This window comes from Leucobacter luti, from assembly GCF_004217175.1.
GTDB classification, from domain to species: domain Bacteria; phylum Actinomycetota; class Actinomycetes; order Actinomycetales; family Microbacteriaceae; genus Leucobacter; species Leucobacter luti.
In genome coordinates, this window is record NZ_SHKI01000005.1 from 95,074 (window position 1) to 109,982 (window position 14,909).

Below are 14,909 nucleotides of genomic sequence, written 5' to 3' on the forward strand. Positions count from 1 at the left end.
GGGGGGCGCGGAGTGGAAGAATCAGGGTATGAGCACACCGAGATCCATTTCACCCTCCCGCGTCCCGCTGATGCCGGAGATCCCGAAGGGCGATATTGTCTCCACCTACGACCGCTACGAGGACGCCAAGCACGCCGTCGACGTGCTCGCCCGCGCGAGCTTCCCGGTGCAGCAGATCAGCATCGTGGGCAACGACGTCCGCAGCGTTGAGCGGGTCACCGGCCGCCTGACCTACGGCCGCATCGCGCTCATGGGCGCGCTCTCCGGCGCGTACCTCGGTCTCTTCCTCGGCCTGCTGCTGTTCATCTTCCAGCCCGACAACACGGCGATCCTCGGGGTGTTCCTCGCCGCCGTCGTGATCGGCGCGGGCTTCGGCATGCTCTTCGGCGTGCTGTCCTACGCGATGAACCGCAACCGCCGCGACTTCTCGTCGGTGATGCAGATGGTCGCCACCCGGTACGACCTGGTCACCGAGCCCGAGCTCGTCCACGAGGCGCGGCGCGTACTCACGGAGGCCGTGCAGAAGTAGCGCGCGGCTCAACGGCGCTACGCCCGCGCACGAGCGTGCGGCTCAATGTCGCTATGCCCGCGCACGAGCGTGCGGCTCCGTCACCAGTGTGCGGCTTCGCGACCGGTGTGGAGCCGCACGCTCGTCGACGAATCCGCCGCTCGTGGGTCGTCGCCGGGAAGGCCGTCGCAATGCCTGCGGCGCGCGCTCTCGCGAGCGAGGCGGCCCAACCGGCGGCGCAGCGGATCAGCGCCTAGGCGGCGTAGTAGTCGTTCCCGCGCGAGAACTCCACAAACTTGCAGTCGACGTCGCCCACGGCCCACGCATCGTGTCCCGGCGGCAGGAGCATCGCATCCCCAGCCGCGAACTCCGTGATCTTGCCCGACTGGTCCTCGACGCCGAGAACCCCAGCGATGACATACGCGACGTGGGGGAGCTCACACAGCTCAGTGCCGGCGTACCCCTTGAGGTCCTCGGACCACTTGGAACCGACATGGAACGTCACCTCGGTGACTTCGACGCCGTTCAGCGACGCCGTGCGCTTGGAGATGCGACCGTATTGTGCCGGTTCGATCTCGGCGAGGGTTGCGAGCTGCGTCTCGGGGAAGTACGTCATGTGGGCACCTTTCAGTTGTATGCCCTAGCGATGCTAGTGAAATCTGACGCTCGCGAACGGGGTACTACGTCAGGTTTCATGTGGTGCCGCGCTGCCGCTCGCGCATGCTCGGCATGGACGGGCGCGGTGAAGTCAGATCCAGCGGCGCACCCGCCGCGTATACGCCACGTAGCGGGCGCCAAACCGAGCCTCAAGGTGCTGCTCCTCCGGCGGAATCTGAGCGCGATCGATCCACACCGCGAACCCGGCAGCGGGAAGCGCCGCCACGGCTGACCTCCGCGCCACACTGTGGGCGACCAGCAGCCCCAGCATTCCCGCATACATCGGGTTCCTCGACCAGGCATTCGGGCCGCCGGTCACGAGCGAGGTTGCCTCGGCGGCCGCTCGTGGGTCGACAGTCGTTCGGTGCTTCCGAAAGCGGACCACGGACCCCACCAGGAGATACAGGGCGGGAACGGCGATCACTCCAGCCGCCGCCACTGAGAATCTGGTCGGACGTTTCCCTGGTGACACTGCGACCTGAGCGGCGGCTGCGATGGCTGCCACTGCGACGGGCGGAACTCTTCTGGTCATGATGACGACACTAGCGGCGAGCGGGGCGAGCGGGGCGAGCGCTAGGGCCCGGTCTGGCCACCGGGCGACCGGCGGCTGGCAGATCGCGACGCGTGAAGCTAGCCGAATACGCCGATGAACACGAGCGTGAACACCAGGATGCCGACCGAAACGATCGCCCCGAGAGCGCCAAGAACGAGCCCCGTGACGGCGACACCCACGAATGCGCGCTTCCTGATCGCGATGATGCCGAACACAACGGCCGCGATACCCGAGACAGCGGCGATGAACAGCATGGTTGCCCCGGTGTTTGCGAAGATGAACGCGAGGATCGTCACCACGCTGATGAGGCCCGCAATGAGCGCGCTTCGTGACGCTCCGGTGGGGAGTGCCTCGGCCTGGTTCGAGTTCGTCATTGGCTCATCTCTTCTGGTGGGCATGCAGTGGCTTCATCGAATATTACATGATGTCCATAAATTGACGAGAACCCGCATTTTCGAGGTGCGGTGTGTGCCGTGGGCCCTCACTGAATGATGCGGCGAACTCCCGCGCGCGCGGCGATCAGCGAGACCACCAGGAGCGTGACGGCAAAGAACCCACCCAGGTAGACGGCGTCGCCGAACACCAGGTCAGTGAGCCACAGGATGAGCGCCTTGCTGCCGGCCCCCACGCCGATCAGGCAGAGGACGGAGACAACACGAACGCGGGCGCTATCCGCACCCTTCAAGCGCGCGACAACGGCGGACTTGAGGCGGATCACGATCTCGAGCACCACCTTCAGCACGACGGCTGTGAGGAGCGACACCAGGAATGACTCGCTGATGACCTCCGGGAAGAGCTCCGCGAAGATGGCAAGCACGGCGGCGTACACCAGCACATCGACGAGGTCAGTGGCGTTGATGCGCGGCATGGAGTCATCGTAGCGCCAGCGGGTGCTGGTGGCTTCGTGCGCTCCGGCGCTTCGGGGTGCTGCGAGCGTGCCCGCCCCGCCCCGGCTCACGAGCGTGCGGCTTCGTCCACGAGCGTGCGGCTTCCAATCCGAAGGAACCCGCACACTCATCGGTGAACCCGCCGCTCGTGGGTACCACCGCACCGCCGCGCCGCCGCACCGCCGCACCGCACCGCCGCGCCGGCTCAGCCCGCGGTGCCGCAGGGGAGCGGCGCGTCGGCCCAAACGCCGCGCGGGTGCGGTGCGCGCGCGCGCTGCGCCTCGATGAGCCGCTCGCGCACGCCGTCGTCCTCGAGCGCCGCGACCGCCGCGCGCGCGAGCCCGATCGCCCCGCGCAGCACGGCAACGTCCCCGGCGGGGGACTGCGCTGCGGCCGCGAACGCGTGCTGGTGCGGCATCGCGTCGGTGCCGTCGAGCGCGACCATCGGGTGGATCGCCGGCAGGTACTGGGATACGTCGCCCATGTCGGTGGATCCGGCGGTCATGCCCGGGCCCCAGCTCGCCACGGAGTCGCCGCGCAGCTCGGCGAGCGCCGCATCAAAGAACTCCGCGAGATCCGGGTCCTGCGCCAGCGGCGCGTACCCCGGCGTGGGCTCGGTGATCTCGTACTCGCAGCCGGTGGCGAGCGCAGCACCCGCGACCACCTGTCGCACGCGCGCCTTTGCGGTCGCCCAGCTCACCGCTGAATTGCCGCGGGTCTCGAGCTGGATCGTGGCGAGCTCCGGAATCACGTTGACCGCGGAGCCGCTCACCGAGATCGAGGAGACGATCACGTCGGCGGGCAGCTGCTGGCGCAGCAGGCCGATCCCCACCTCGGTGAGGGTGACCGCGTTGCCCGCGTTGATCCCCTGGTGCGGGGCGAACGCGGCGTGCGAGGGCCTCCCGCGGAAGGTGACCTCGATGTAGTCGAGCGCCTGGCTGCTGCCCCCGACGGTCCGGATCTGGCCGCTGTCCGCGGCGTGGATCATGAGGGAGAAGGTTGACTCGTCCCAGGCCCCGCGCTCAAGCATGATCACCTTGCCCCCGCCGTTCTCCTCGGCGGGGGTGCCGAGGAACACGATCCGGCACCCGAGCTGCTCGGCCACGGCCCGCAGCCCGAGTGCCGCGCCCACCCCCGCGGCAGCGATGATGTTGTGCCCGCACGCGTGGCCCACGCCCGGCAGGGCGTCGTACTCGCCGACCACCGTGATCGTGACGGGGCCCGCACCGTACGTCGCCTCAATGGCGGTGGGCAGCCCGTAGGCGCCCACCGTCACGCTGAACCCCGCAGCCTCGAGCGCCGCGGCCACGCGCGCCGCCGCCCGGTGCTCCTCGAAGCCGAGCTCCGGGTCGGCGCCGATTGCGTGGCTCAGGGCCAGCAGTTCCTGCTCCGCCGCGCGGATGGTGTGCTCCGCCAGAAGCTGGAGCGGCGACGCCGAGCCCGCGGGCCCGGTGGTCGCGGTTGCCGCGGCGCCGGTGGCGGCAGCGGCAGCGGCAGCCGGCGTGGCGGCGGCGGGTGCGAGGGTGTGCGCGGGGGGAGTGTTGGCTGAAGCGGGGGACATCGTGCTGCTTTCTGGATCGGTGTCGGTGTCGGTGTCGGCGTGGGTGTGGGTGTGGACACGGGCGCGAGCGGCCGTGCGAGCGGCCGTGCCCACCCGACAGGGGGTTAGCGGGTGGCGAGCGGCTCGGGCGACGCGGTGATGATCGCCTCGGTGCGATTCGAGCGGCTGCGGGCGAGCAGCAGGGCCAGCACCGCCGAGGCGATGAGACACCCGGCGAACACGCCCCAGATCACCTGGAACGAGCTGAGCGCGGGCACGGCCACCGCGTCGGCGTCCGATTGCGCGAGCACGAGCGTGGCCATCACCGCTGCCACCACGGCGCCGGCCACGGACCCGCCGAGCGAGCGGAGGCAGTTGTAGAGGCCCGACAGGGTGGTCGCGACGCTCAGCGGTGCGCGCGCCACGATGACCCCGGGCAGGATCCCCAGGGCGACCCACGACATCAGCGAGTTGATCGCGAGCAGGATCGTGACGACGACGGGTGAGGTGGGCGCGGTGATGAGGGCGAGCAGCGAACCCGCGGAGATGAGCGTGGCAACCGAGATCGCCCACGCCGTGCCGAGCAAGCGCACGGCCACGGGTGCGAGGAACGCGCCAAGACTCGAGCTGAGGAAGATGACGGATACGAGGAGCCCGGCGGTTCCGGCGCTCAGCCCGGTGCCGTAGCCGACAACCGTCGGGTCCGCCGTGAGGTAGAGCGTGGTGGGTGTTGAGATGCCGAACGCGGTGAGGGCGACGAGGAAGCCGAGGATCATGGGGACGCCGAGCTTGACGCGGCGCAGCACGGTGAAATCGAGCAGCGGTGAGGCCGCACGCGACTCGACAAGCACGAACACCACGCTGCCGATCACGCCGCCCAGGAGCGCGGCGATCGTGCCCGGGTGCAGCCAGCCGAGCTCGGTGCCGGCGGTGAGCCCGTACATGAGCGCGCCGAGCGACGCACTAAACAGCACCGCGCCGGTCCAGTCGACGCTGCTGGTGCGGTTGCCGGCGTCGCGGGGCAGGCAGAACATCACGGCGGCGCCGAGCAGGAACAGCGGGATCGCCGGGATCGCCTGTGTGAGCGCCAGGTCGCCGGTCGCGTCCATGAGCACACCGCTGCAGAGGCTACCGAGGGCGACGCCGAAGGTGAGTGTTCCCACGAGGGCGCTGACGATCCGCTTCGCGTTCTCGGGGCGCTGCTGCTTCAGGATCCCCATTTCGATCGGGAGCAGCGCGGCGACGGGCCCCTGGACGGCAGAGCCGATGAGCACGAACGCGAACGAGGGGGCGAACGCGATCATCGCGGTGCCCACGGCGGTGAGGAGCACCGCGATCACGAGCAGGCGGCGCTTCCCGAAGCGGTCGGCGAGCATCGACAGGAACGGTACGCTCATCGCCGATGAGAGCATCGTGATCATGAAGTAGAGGCTGATCGAACCGGCGGGAACCCCGTGGAACTGGGCGATCTCTCCCAGCAGCGGCATGATCCAGCCCTGGATCAGTCCGGCGAAGAGTTCGATAGCGATGAACGTGGGGACGAGGAGGCGGTCGACGCCCTGCCTCGCGGCAACGGTGACGGCGTTGTCAGTGGTCATGTGTTCTGAAATCTCTCGTGATGCAAGCGTGAATGGTGACGAGTCGGTACTCTGACAGAGTCGGCAAGTTTTCGTTGAAACTGCCGAAAAACTGCATGAGGAATGGGCTCAATGACTGAAATCACGCTGGATGCGCTCGATTTCCAGATTATTCACGCGCTGCAGATCGAGCCGCGGGTGCGCTGGACGGCGCTCGCCGCAGTGCTCGGGGCAGACGCCCACACGCTTGCGCGACGCTGGCAGCGGATCGAGGAGGGCGGCGCTGCGTGGTTCACCGCCATGCAGGGCGTCTCCCAGCTCGATGCGATGGCGCTCATCGAGGTGGACAGTCATCCCGGGCAGGTGCTCGACGCCGCGCGGGCGATTGCGGCCCTGCCGGGCGTCGCGTCGATCGAGCTCGCAACGGGCGCGTGCGATCTGTTCGTCACGCTCCTCGCGGAGGATGAGGACGAGCTTGCCGCCTTCCTCCTGGAGCGGATCTCCGAGGTGCCGCAGGTGCGCGGGGTCCGCTCGCACCTGATCAGCCAGGTCGCGCGTGAGGGGTCTGACTGGACGCTGCAGGTACTCAGCGACGCGCAGGTGCGCAGCATCCCACCTATCAGGCCGCCGCGTGCCGGCGCGGCCAAGCGGGTCGACCCGCGCCTGGCCCTCGCGATCCGCCAGGCGCTGCAGACGAACGTGCGCATGCCGGTGGGAGAGCTCGGGGAGCGGGTGGGCGTGAGCGCCCAGCGCGCCGCGGACGCGCTCGCCAGGTTGCGACTCGATGGGCTCCTGCAGCTGCGCACGGACATGTCCGAGCGATTCACGCTGTATCCGGCCGTGAACTGGCTGTTCCTGCAGCTGCCAGCCCCGCGGGTCGCCGGCGCGCTCGACAAGGTGATCACCCTCAACGCCGTGCAGTTCGCGGCGGTGTCGACCGGGCCGGCCAACGTGATTCTGGCGGTCGGGGCGAAGAACCGGATTGGCCTGCTGGCCGCCGAAATCTCGGTGTCACAGCTCATCCCCGAGGCAGAGGTGAAGGATCGCATGACGATGCTGCGGCTCTACAAGCACCTCGGGCGCGAGGTGAACGGCTTCGAAGCGGCCCCGCGCTAACCCGCGAGCACCTTTTGGATGCGCTGCGCCGACACCGGCTCCGCCGTGCGCAGCTGCTGCGCGAACAGGCTCACGCGCAGCTCCTCGATCAGCCAGCGCGCCCGCACCAGGTGCGGCGGTGCCTCGTCGGGGAGCGGGATCGTGCCGCCCGCCTGCGCGAACAGTTCACGCACCCGGTCAACCTCGTTCTGCCAGGCGCGGTCGCGGCCGGAGTTCTCCGTGAGCCCGCGCATCCGCAGCTGCACGGCCTCAAGATAGACGGGGAGTCGCTCCAGCTGGGCGAGGCCGGTGCGCGAGACGAAGCCCTCGTACACGAGCCCGTCCACCTGCTGCGCCGCGTCGGCGACCTGGCCGAGCACCTGGATCGACTTCGCCGCGTCGATCGCCTTGCGCGCGAGCCGCACGCCGTCGAGCACGCGCGCGGTGAGCGCGATGGCCGCGTAGATGTCGTCGATCAGCGATCGCGCGTAGTCGTTCGCGATCGCCTCAAACGTTGCCTCCCGCCACACCAGGCCATCGGGCGCGTGGCGCTGGATCACGCGATCCGACACTGCGAGCGAGACGTCGGCGATCGCCTGGTCCAGCGAGCGGTAGGGGCCGGCGCCGAGCAGCAGCTTCTCCTGGTTTGACAGGTGCGAGCGAATGTAGCTGGCCGGCGACGGCGAGCTGAGCGCGAGGAGCCGCCGGATCCCGCGCCGCGAGAGCCGCGCCTGCTCAGCTTCGTCGGCGACGAGCACGAGGTCGACGCTCGTGCGGCGGTCCCGGATTGCCGGGTACGCTCGCACCACGCCCGCGCCGCCCGCGCGGCCCTTCGCGTAGGCGGTGTCGACGTGCCGGGGCAGATCGCCGAAGTCCCAGGTGGTCACCCCGGTCTTCTCGAGCTCGCTCTTGGGGAGTGCGGCCGCGGCCACCTTCGCGACGCCCTGCGTGGCCTGGTCCTTGTGGGCGGCCTTCAGCTCGCCGAGGTCTTTCCCGGTGCCGACCGTGCGCCCGCGGGCGTTGATCACGCGGAAGGTCGGCGTGAGGTGCGCGGGGAGGCGGTCGGGATCGAAGTCGTTCGGTGAGACCGGCACGCTCGTGCGGCGGCGGATCTCGGTCGCCAACAGCGCGGTGAGCTGCGGCGCCTGCGCTCCGGGGGGCACTGGCGCGTCGAGCTGGGGCCCCACAGCGCTGAGCAGCGTGCGCGCCCAGTCCGCGGCGGGCACCACGTGCTTGCGGATCGCCTTCGGCAGTGTCTTGATGAGCGCGGTGACGAGCTCCTGCCGCAGCCCGGGCACGAGCTTCTCGAAGTCGCCGCCCTCAAGCCGGGGCAGCAGCGGCAAGGGCACGTTGACCGTGACCCCGTCGTCTTCGGCGGTGGGGTCGAAGCGGTAGCGGAGCTTGAGCGACTGGTCGCCGTGCTGCCACTGCCGCGGGTACTCGCTCTCGTCGGCCTCCTGCGTCTCGTCCTCCAGCAGGTCGGCGCGGCGCAGGTGCAGGAAATTTGGGTCGGTGACGCGCTGTTTCTTCCACCAGCCCTCAAAGCTGCGCGTGGAGGTGACGTCGGCGGGGATGCGCGCGTCGTAGAACTCGAACACCGCGTCGTCGTCGCCGACGATGTCGCGGCGACGGGTGCGCTCCTCAAGCTGCTCAAGCTCGCGGCGCAGCTGTCGGTTTGCCCGATCGAACGCCTGCGGGGAGTCCCACTCGCCGTCGACGAGCGCGTGCCTGATGAACAGCTCGCGGGCGTGCGCCTCGTCGTAGCGGGCCAGCTGCACCCGGCGGCGATCCACGATCGGGACCCCGTAGAGGGTCACGCGCTCGTAGGCGACTGCGGCGCCCTGGTTCTTTTCCCAGCGCGGCTCCGACAGCTGGCGCTTGGCAAGCGGCCCGGCGAGCTCCTCGGCCCAGGCCGGATCCACCACCGCGTTCGACCGCGCGAAGAGGCGCGAGGTTTCGACGAGCTCGACGCTCATGATCACCTCGGGCGGCTTCTTTGCGAGCACGGATCCCGGGTAGAGCACGAAGCGGGTACCGCGCGAGCCGAGGTACTCCTGCGACGGTTTGCGCCGCGCGGCGCCGGCCACGCCGCGGCCCTGCGGCACGCTGCGGTCCTGCCGGTCGTCGCGCACTCCGAGCTGCGAGAGCAGGCCCGCGAGCACGGAGCGATGGATGGGCTCGCTCGCCCCGCCCGCCGTCTCGTGCGCCCCGGTCTCGTCGCGCTTGATGCCCGCGATCCTGGCGATCTGGCGGTACAGATCCATCCACTCGCGCACGCGCAGGAAGTTGAGATACTCGGCCTTGCACAGTCGCCTGAACGCGCTCGACGAGCGCTCCCGCTGCTCCTTCTGCAGGTAGTTCCAGAGATTGAGGAGGGTCATCAGGTCGCCCTGCGGATCGTTGAACCGGCCGTGCAGCTCGTCGGCCCTACTGCGCTCGGCCTGCGGACGCTCGCGCACGTCCTGAATGGTGAGCCCTGCCACGATCGCGAGCACCTCGGGGACGACCTCGTGACGCCGTGCCTCGACCACCATGCGCGCGAACCGCGGCTCGATGGGCAGGCGCGAGAGCTCGCGACCGATCTTTGTGATCGCGTGAGTGGCACCGGAGCGGCCAGCGCCCGAGCGCCCGCCGCCGGAGCGCGAGCCCCGCGCGCCGCCGGAGCCGGACTTGGAGCCGCCCCGCCCGCGGTCTCCGGTCACCGCGGTCACTGCGCCGAGTTCGGTGAGGAGCCCAATGCCGTCTGCGATCCCGCGCTGATCCGGCGGCGTGAGGAACGGGAACCCGGCGATGTCGCCGAGCCCGAGCGAGAGCATTTGCAGGATCACTGAGGCGAGGCCCGTGCGCCGGATCTCGGGCTCGGTGTACTCGGGGCGCGACGTGAAGTCGTCCTCGCTGTAGAGCCGGATTGCGATGCCGGGACTGGTGCGGCCCGAGCGCCCCGAGCGCTGGTTTGCGCTCGCCTGCGAGACTGCCTCGATGGGAAGCCGCTGTACCTTGCTGCGCGCGCTGTAGCGCGAGATGCGGGCGGTTCCGGCGTCGACCACGTAGCGGATCCCCGGCACGGTGAGCGAGGTCTCCGCGACGTTCGTGGCGAGCACGATCCGGCGCGCCCCCGCCTGTGGGCCCCGCGGCCGCTCGAAGACCCGGTGCTGCTCGGCGGCGCTGAGGCGGCCGTACAGGGGCAGGATTTCGGTGCGGTGTGCCCGGCTCTGCGCGCGCATCCGCCCGTTCAGGGCGTCTGCCGCGTCGCGGATCTCCGCCTCGCCCGACAGGAACACGAGCACGTCGCCCGGTGCCTCTTTCGCGAGCTCGTCCACCGCGTCGCCGATCGCGTCGAACAGGTCGCGCTCCACGGTGCGCACCTTCGGGGCCTTGGTTTTCGGATCCAGCACCTCGGTCTGCTCAATAAGCGGGCGGTACCTGATCTCGACCGGGTAGGTGCGTCCGGACACCTCGATGATGGGCGCCGGCTCCTCGGTGCGCGGGTCCGCGAAGTGCTTCGCGAAGGACTCCGGGTCGATCGTCGCCGAGGTGATGATCACCTTGAGGTCCGGGCGGCGGGGGAGCAGCGTCCGTAGGTAGCCGAGCAGGAAGTCGATGTTGAGGCTGCGCTCGTGCGCCTCGTCAATGATGATCGTGTCGTACGCGGTGAGGTCGCGGTCACGGTGGATCGCGTTGAGCAGAATGCCGTCGGTCATCAGGCGGATCTTGGTGTCCGCCGAGACCTTGTCGGTGAACCGCACCTGGTAGCCGACCAGGCCGCCGAGCTCGGACCCGAGCTCCTCGGCGATCCGCTCGGCGATCGTGCGCGCGGCGATCCGCCGCGGCTGCGTGTGCGCGATCCGCTCGCGCCCGAGCGTCAGCGCGATCTTGGGGAGCTGCGTCGTCTTGCCCGAGCCGGTCTCGCCCGCAACGATCACGACCTGGTGGTCACGGATTGCCTCCGCGATCTCGTCCCGCATTTGCGAGACCGGGAGTTCCTCGGGGAACTCGATGCGTACTGCGGGATTCGACATAATCCTCCAAGTATTTCAGGTACGGCGGTCTCTGCGCGACGCGGGCGTAGACTTCGGAACTGAATCACCAGATGAGGGAGAACTGAATGACGACTGCACTGCCGATCCCGAACATTGAACTCAACGGTGGCACCCAGATCCCGCAGGTGGGTCTCGGCGTCTTCCTCGTCGAATCCGGCGAGACCGAGCGCGTCGTTTCTGAAGCGCTTGAAGTCGGCTACCGGCACATCGACACCGCCGCGGTCTACGGAAACGAGGCTGAGGTGGGGGCCGCGATCGCGAAGAGCGGGATCCCGCGCGACGAGCTCTTCGTCACCACGAAACTCTGGAACGATCGCCAAACCGACGCCCGCGGGGCGCTCGAAGACAGCCTGGAGAAGCTCGGCCTCGACCGTGTCGACCTGTACCTGGTGCACTGGCCGGTGCCCAGCCAGGACACGTACGTGAGCGCGTGGGAGCAGGTGCTCGACCTGCGCGAGGCCGGCCTCACCTCCGCGGCCGGAGTGTCGAACCACGAGGTGGAGCACCTCACTCGCATCATCGAGGCGACCGGGGAGTTCCCCGCCGTCAACCAGATCGAGCTGCACCCGGAGCACCAGCGCCAGGAACTCACGGCGTACTGCCGGGCCAACGGCATCGCGATCGAGGCCTGGGGCCCGCTGGCGCAGGGCAAGAGCGACCTGCTCACGCAGCCGCGGCTCGTCGAGGTCGCGCGTGCGCACGGCAAGAGCCTGGCCCAGGTGGTGCTGCGCTGGCACATTGAGAACGGCACGATCATCTTCCCGAAGACGACCCGGCGCGAGCGCATGCTCGAGAACGCCGACCTGTTCGACTTCGAGCTCACCGAGACCGAGCACGCGTTCGTCACCGCGCTCGAGGCGGGGCGCAACTACGGCCCGGATCCGCGCGAATACGGGGCGAACTGATGGCCGCCGGGGCAGTCCCCACCCCGATCACCGTCACGGTGACCGGGGCCGGCGGGCAGATTGGCTACGCGGCGCTGTTCAGGATCGCGTCGGGGGCCATGTTCGGGCCCGAGCAGCCCGTCGCGCTGCGGCTCCTCGAGATCCCGCAGGGCGTCAAGGGCGCGGAGGGAGCGGCGCTCGAGCTCGTCGATGGGGCGTTCCCGCTCCTCGCGAGCATCGACATCGCCACCACGCCCGAGGTCGGGTTCGACGGGGCGAACGTGGCGCTGCTGGTCGGCTCGCGGCCGCGCACTGCCGGCATGGAGCGCGCGGACCTGCTCGCGGCGAACGGCGCGATCTTCGGGCCGCAGGGTCGTGCAATCAACGATCACGCGGCGGACGACGTGCGCGTGCTGGTGGTGGGCAACCCTGCCAACACGAACGCGCTCATCGCGCAGCGCAACGCTCCCGATGTGCCTGCGGAGCGCTTCACCGCGATGACCCGCCTCGACCACAACCGGGCGGTTGGCCTGCTCGCCGAGCACGCCGCCGCGCGCGTGGCGGACATCGCCGGCGTGACCATCTGGGGCAATCACTCGACCACGCAGTACCCCGACCTGAGCCACGCGACGATCGCCGGGCGCCCGGCCTTCGACGTGGTCGGCGAGGAGTGGGGGCGTGGAGCGTTCATCGAGCGCGTGGCGAACCGCGGTGCCGAGATTATCGAGGTGCGCGGCGGCTCGTCCGTCGCGTCCGCGGCGAACGCCGCGATCGACCACGTGCGGGACTGGTCGCTCGGCACGCCGCCGGCAGCCGAATCCGGCGTGGCGCCGTGGACGTCCGTGGCCCTGCCATCAACGGGCGCCTACGGGATCCCGGAGGGGCTGCTCGCGTCCGTGCCGGCGCGGGCCGTCGCTGGCGCGTGGCAGGTCGTAGAGGGGCTCGAACTCGATGAGTTCTCGCGGCACCGGATCGCGGCGTCCGCGGCGGAGCTCGCCGCCGAACGCGATCAGGTCGCCGAGATGGGGCTCATCCCGGCCGAGTAGGTCGGGGCCACGGGCGCGATGCTCGCGAGCGCACGGTTTCGGCGGTTCTGAAGTGTGAGAACCGCCGAAACCGTGCGCTCGCGCTGCGTGCGTGGGTCGGGTCCGCGCCCAGTCCGTCCCCGGGGTGGCGCGGGCGGCCCGCCGCGCGCTCTAAGATAGAGAGTATGTCCAAGGTTCTTTCTTCTCTTCCCGTGGGCGAGCGCGTCGGCATCGCCTTCTCCGGTGGTCTCGACACCTCGTGCGCGGTCGCGTGGATGCGCGAAAAGGGCGCTGTGCCCTGCACCTACACCGCTGATATCGGGCAGTACGACGAGCCCGACATCGATGGCGTCGCCGATCGTGCGAAGGAGTACGGCGCGGAGATCGCCCGTCACGTTGACGCGAAGCGTCCCCTCGTGGAGGAGGGCTTTGTCGCCCTCCAGACCGGCGCGTTCAACGTTCGCTCCGGCGGTAAGACGTACTTCAACACGACGCCGCTCGGCCGCGCCGTGACCGGCACGCTCCTCGTTCGCGCGATGAAGGAGGACGGCGTCGACATCTGGGGCGACGGTTCCACCTACAAGGGCAACGACATCGAGCGGTTCTACCGCTACGGGCTCATGGCGAACCCGGCGCTGCGGATCTACAAGCCGTGGCTCGACGCCGACTTCGTGCGCGAGCTCGGTGGTCGCCACGAGATGAGCGAGTGGCTTGTTGAGCGGGGCTACCCGTACCGCGACGCCACCGAGAAGGCGTACTCGACGGACGCCAACATCTGGGGTGCGACGCACGAGGCGAAGACGCTCGAGTTCTTGAACGCCGGCCTGGACGTGGTTGAGCCGATCATGGGCGTTGCCGCCTGGCGCGACGACGTCGAGGTCGCCACCGAGGAGGTGTCGGTGCGGTTCGAGGCCGGCCGCCCGGTCGCGATCAACGGCGTTGAGTACTCCGATCCCGTCGCGCTCGTCTTCGAGGCAAACGCGATTGGTGGCCGCCACGGTCTCGGCGTCTCCGACCAGATCGAGAATCGCATCATCGAGGCGAAGTCGCGCGGCATCTACGAGGCCCCGGGCATGGCGCTGCTGCACATCACGTACGAGCGCCTCGTCAACGCGATCCACAACGAGGACACCCTCGCGAGCTACCACACCGACGGGCGCAAGCTCGGCCGCCTCATGTACGAGGGCCGCTGGCTCGACCCGCAGTCGCTCATGCTGCGCGAGTCGCTGCAGCGCTGGGTCGGCTCCGCGATCACGGGCGAGGTCACCCTCCGCCTGCGCCGCGGCGACGACTACACGATCCTCAACACCGAGGGCCCCAACCTCTCGTACCACCCCGAGAAGCTCTCGATGGAGCGGACCGTCGGTGCGGCGTTTGGCCCCGAGGACCGGATCGGCCAGCTCACCATGCGCAACCTCGACATCGCCGATTCGCGTCAGCGCCTCGAGCAGTACGCGCAGATGGGCATGGTCGGCGGCGCGGTTGCCGATCTCGTTGGCGAGCTCGAGAAGGGCGGCGCTGCCGAAATCGCTGAGGCCGTCACCGGCATCGACGAGAACGCCGACGAGCTCGGCCTCTCCGCCGCGTTCGACGCCGGCACGGACTAGTCCACGCAGCACTGCGGCCCCGCACCCCGAAGGGTGCGGGGCCGCAGTGCGTTTTGGGGGAGCGGGTTGCGCGCTCCTGCGCTGTCTCGCGAACGCACAGAGCCCCGGCACTCGGAAGGAGTGCCGGGGCTCTGTGCGTGCTGCTGCGGAGCGCCTAGGACGCGCGGCGGGCGCGTGCAGCGCGGCGCTTGAGTGCGCGGCGCTCGTCCTCGCTCAGGCCGCCCCAGACTCCGGAGTCCTGCCCGGTGTCCATGGCGTACTGGAGGCACATCTCCGTGACGGTGCAGCGAGCACAGACGGACTTCGCGCGCTCGATCTGCTCAACTGCCGGGCCGGTGTTTCCCACGGGGAAGAACAACTCGGGGTCTACAGTGAGACATGCAGCCTGTTCACGCCAATCCATTTATGTTTCTCCTTAGTACGACGCACACGCGCGAATCACCAGAGACTGGATAGTCTAGAATTCGCGCCATAGTTACCTGATACGTGGCTGAGAATGCTCACGTCGGTGTGCGCGAAACTCGACGAAATATATA

13 protein-coding genes are annotated in these 14,909 nt (G+C 69.4%); 5 read left to right on the forward strand and 8 right to left on the reverse strand.

Features of this window, described 5'->3' with window-relative positions:
- Positions 1–28 precede the first annotated feature (28 nt).
- The gene (locus tag EV139_RS09565; RefSeq protein WP_237464374.1) at positions 29–529 is read left to right on the forward strand and encodes a YflT domain-containing protein; all 501 of its coding nucleotides are present in this window, start codon (positions 29–31) and stop codon (positions 527–529) included.
- Between the two features lie 232 nt (positions 530–761).
- On the opposite strand, the gene EV139_RS09570 is transcribed toward EV139_RS09565, so the two are convergent.
- The 6 genes from EV139_RS09570 to EV139_RS09595 all read right to left on the reverse strand — a co-directional run bounded on the left by EV139_RS09570 (position 762) and on the right by EV139_RS09595 (position 5,743).
- Positions 762–1,124, reverse strand: coding sequence for a cupin domain-containing protein (locus EV139_RS09570; RefSeq protein WP_130454118.1), 363 nt, complete (start codon positions 1,122–1,124; stop codon positions 762–764).
- A gap of 132 nt (positions 1,125–1,256) precedes the next feature.
- Positions 1,257–1,670 (reverse strand): methyltransferase family protein, encoded by a 414-nt coding sequence (locus EV139_RS09575; protein WP_198677527.1) that lies wholly within the window; start codon positions 1,668–1,670, stop codon positions 1,257–1,259.
- Positions 1,671–1,795: 125 nt separating this feature from the next.
- A complete protein-coding gene (locus EV139_RS09580; protein WP_130454120.1) occupies positions 1,796–2,092 on the reverse strand; it encodes a hypothetical protein in 297 nt (98 codons plus the stop codon).
- A 107-nt stretch (positions 2,093–2,199) separates the two neighbouring features.
- Positions 2,200–2,586: a hypothetical protein gene (locus EV139_RS09585; RefSeq protein ID WP_130454121.1), complete on the reverse strand. Its 387-nt coding sequence runs from the start codon at positions 2,584–2,586 to the stop codon at positions 2,200–2,202.
- A 224-nt stretch (positions 2,587–2,810) separates the two neighbouring features.
- Entirely contained in the window at positions 2,811–4,166 is a 1,356-nt protein-coding gene (locus EV139_RS09590) for an amidohydrolase (protein WP_130454122.1), read from the reverse strand.
- Between the two features lie 104 nt (positions 4,167–4,270).
- Complete coding sequence (locus EV139_RS09595) at positions 4,271–5,743, reverse strand: MFS transporter (RefSeq protein ID WP_130454123.1); 1,473 nt, start codon at positions 5,741–5,743, stop codon at positions 4,271–4,273.
- Positions 5,744–5,854: 111 nt separating this feature from the next.
- On the opposite strand from EV139_RS09595, the gene EV139_RS09600 reads away from it, so the two are divergent.
- The gene (locus tag EV139_RS09600) at positions 5,855–6,838 is read left to right on the forward strand and encodes an AsnC family transcriptional regulator (protein ID WP_198677528.1); all 984 of its coding nucleotides are present in this window, start codon (positions 5,855–5,857) and stop codon (positions 6,836–6,838) included.
- On the opposite strand, the gene hrpA is transcribed toward EV139_RS09600, so the two are convergent.
- Entirely contained in the window at positions 6,835–10,836 is a 4,002-nt protein-coding gene (hrpA, locus tag EV139_RS09605; RefSeq protein ID WP_130454125.1) for an ATP-dependent RNA helicase HrpA, read from the reverse strand. The two genes, EV139_RS09600 and hrpA, sit on opposite strands and share 4 nt — an antisense overlap.
- Positions 10,837–10,922: 86 nt before the next feature.
- Between hrpA and EV139_RS09610 the strand changes: the two genes are divergently transcribed.
- The 3 genes from EV139_RS09610 (at position 10,923) to argG (ending at position 14,373) form a co-directional block, all read left to right on the forward strand.
- A complete protein-coding gene (locus tag EV139_RS09610; protein ID WP_130454126.1) occupies positions 10,923–11,762 on the forward strand; it encodes an aldo/keto reductase in 840 nt (279 codons plus the stop codon).
- Positions 11,762–12,787, forward strand: coding sequence for a malate dehydrogenase (locus EV139_RS09615; protein ID WP_130454127.1), 1,026 nt, complete (start codon positions 11,762–11,764; stop codon positions 12,785–12,787). Before EV139_RS09610 ends, EV139_RS09615 begins: the two co-directional genes overlap by 1 nt.
- 164 nt (positions 12,788–12,951) lie before the next feature.
- Entirely contained in the window at positions 12,952–14,373 is a 1,422-nt protein-coding gene (gene argG, locus EV139_RS09620; RefSeq protein WP_130454128.1) for an argininosuccinate synthase, read from the forward strand.
- Positions 14,374–14,527: 154 nt separating this feature from the next.
- On the opposite strand, the gene EV139_RS09625 is transcribed toward argG, so the two are convergent.
- A complete protein-coding gene (locus tag EV139_RS09625) occupies positions 14,528–14,776 on the reverse strand; it encodes a WhiB family transcriptional regulator (protein WP_010156721.1) in 249 nt (82 codons plus the stop codon).
- Positions 14,777–14,909: the final 133 nt, after the last annotated feature.

Coding starts and splice junctions, on each gene's coding strand:
- EV139_RS09625 (WP_010156721.1), bottom strand. CDS start 14,776: ATGGATTGGCGTGAACAGGCTGCATGTCTCACTGTAGACCCCGAGTTG.
- hrpA (WP_130454125.1), bottom strand. CDS start 10,836: ATGTCGAATCCCGCAGTACGCATCGAGTTCCCCGAGGAACTCCCGGTC.
- EV139_RS09595 (WP_130454123.1), bottom strand. CDS start 5,743: ATGACCACTGACAACGCCGTCACCGTTGCCGCGAGGCAGGGCGTCGAC.
- EV139_RS09580 (WP_130454120.1), bottom strand. CDS start 2,092: ATGACGAACTCGAACCAGGCCGAGGCACTCCCCACCGGAGCGTCACGA.
- EV139_RS09610 (WP_130454126.1), top strand. CDS start 10,923: ATGACGACTGCACTGCCGATCCCGAACATTGAACTCAACGGTGGCACC.
- EV139_RS09600 (WP_198677528.1), top strand. CDS start 5,855: ATGACTGAAATCACGCTGGATGCGCTCGATTTCCAGATTATTCACGCG.
- EV139_RS09590 (WP_130454122.1), bottom strand. CDS start 4,166: ATGTCCCCCGCTTCAGCCAACACTCCCCCCGCGCACACCCTCGCACCC.
- EV139_RS09615 (WP_130454127.1), top strand. CDS start 11,762: ATGGCCGCCGGGGCAGTCCCCACCCCGATCACCGTCACGGTGACCGGG.
- EV139_RS09570 (WP_130454118.1), bottom strand. CDS start 1,124: ATGACGTACTTCCCCGAGACGCAGCTCGCAACCCTCGCCGAGATCGAA.
- EV139_RS09585 (WP_130454121.1), bottom strand. CDS start 2,586: ATGCCGCGCATCAACGCCACTGACCTCGTCGATGTGCTGGTGTACGCC.
- EV139_RS09565 (WP_237464374.1), top strand. CDS start 29: ATGAGCACACCGAGATCCATTTCACCCTCCCGCGTCCCGCTGATGCCG.
- argG (WP_130454128.1), top strand. CDS start 12,952: ATGTCCAAGGTTCTTTCTTCTCTTCCCGTGGGCGAGCGCGTCGGCATC.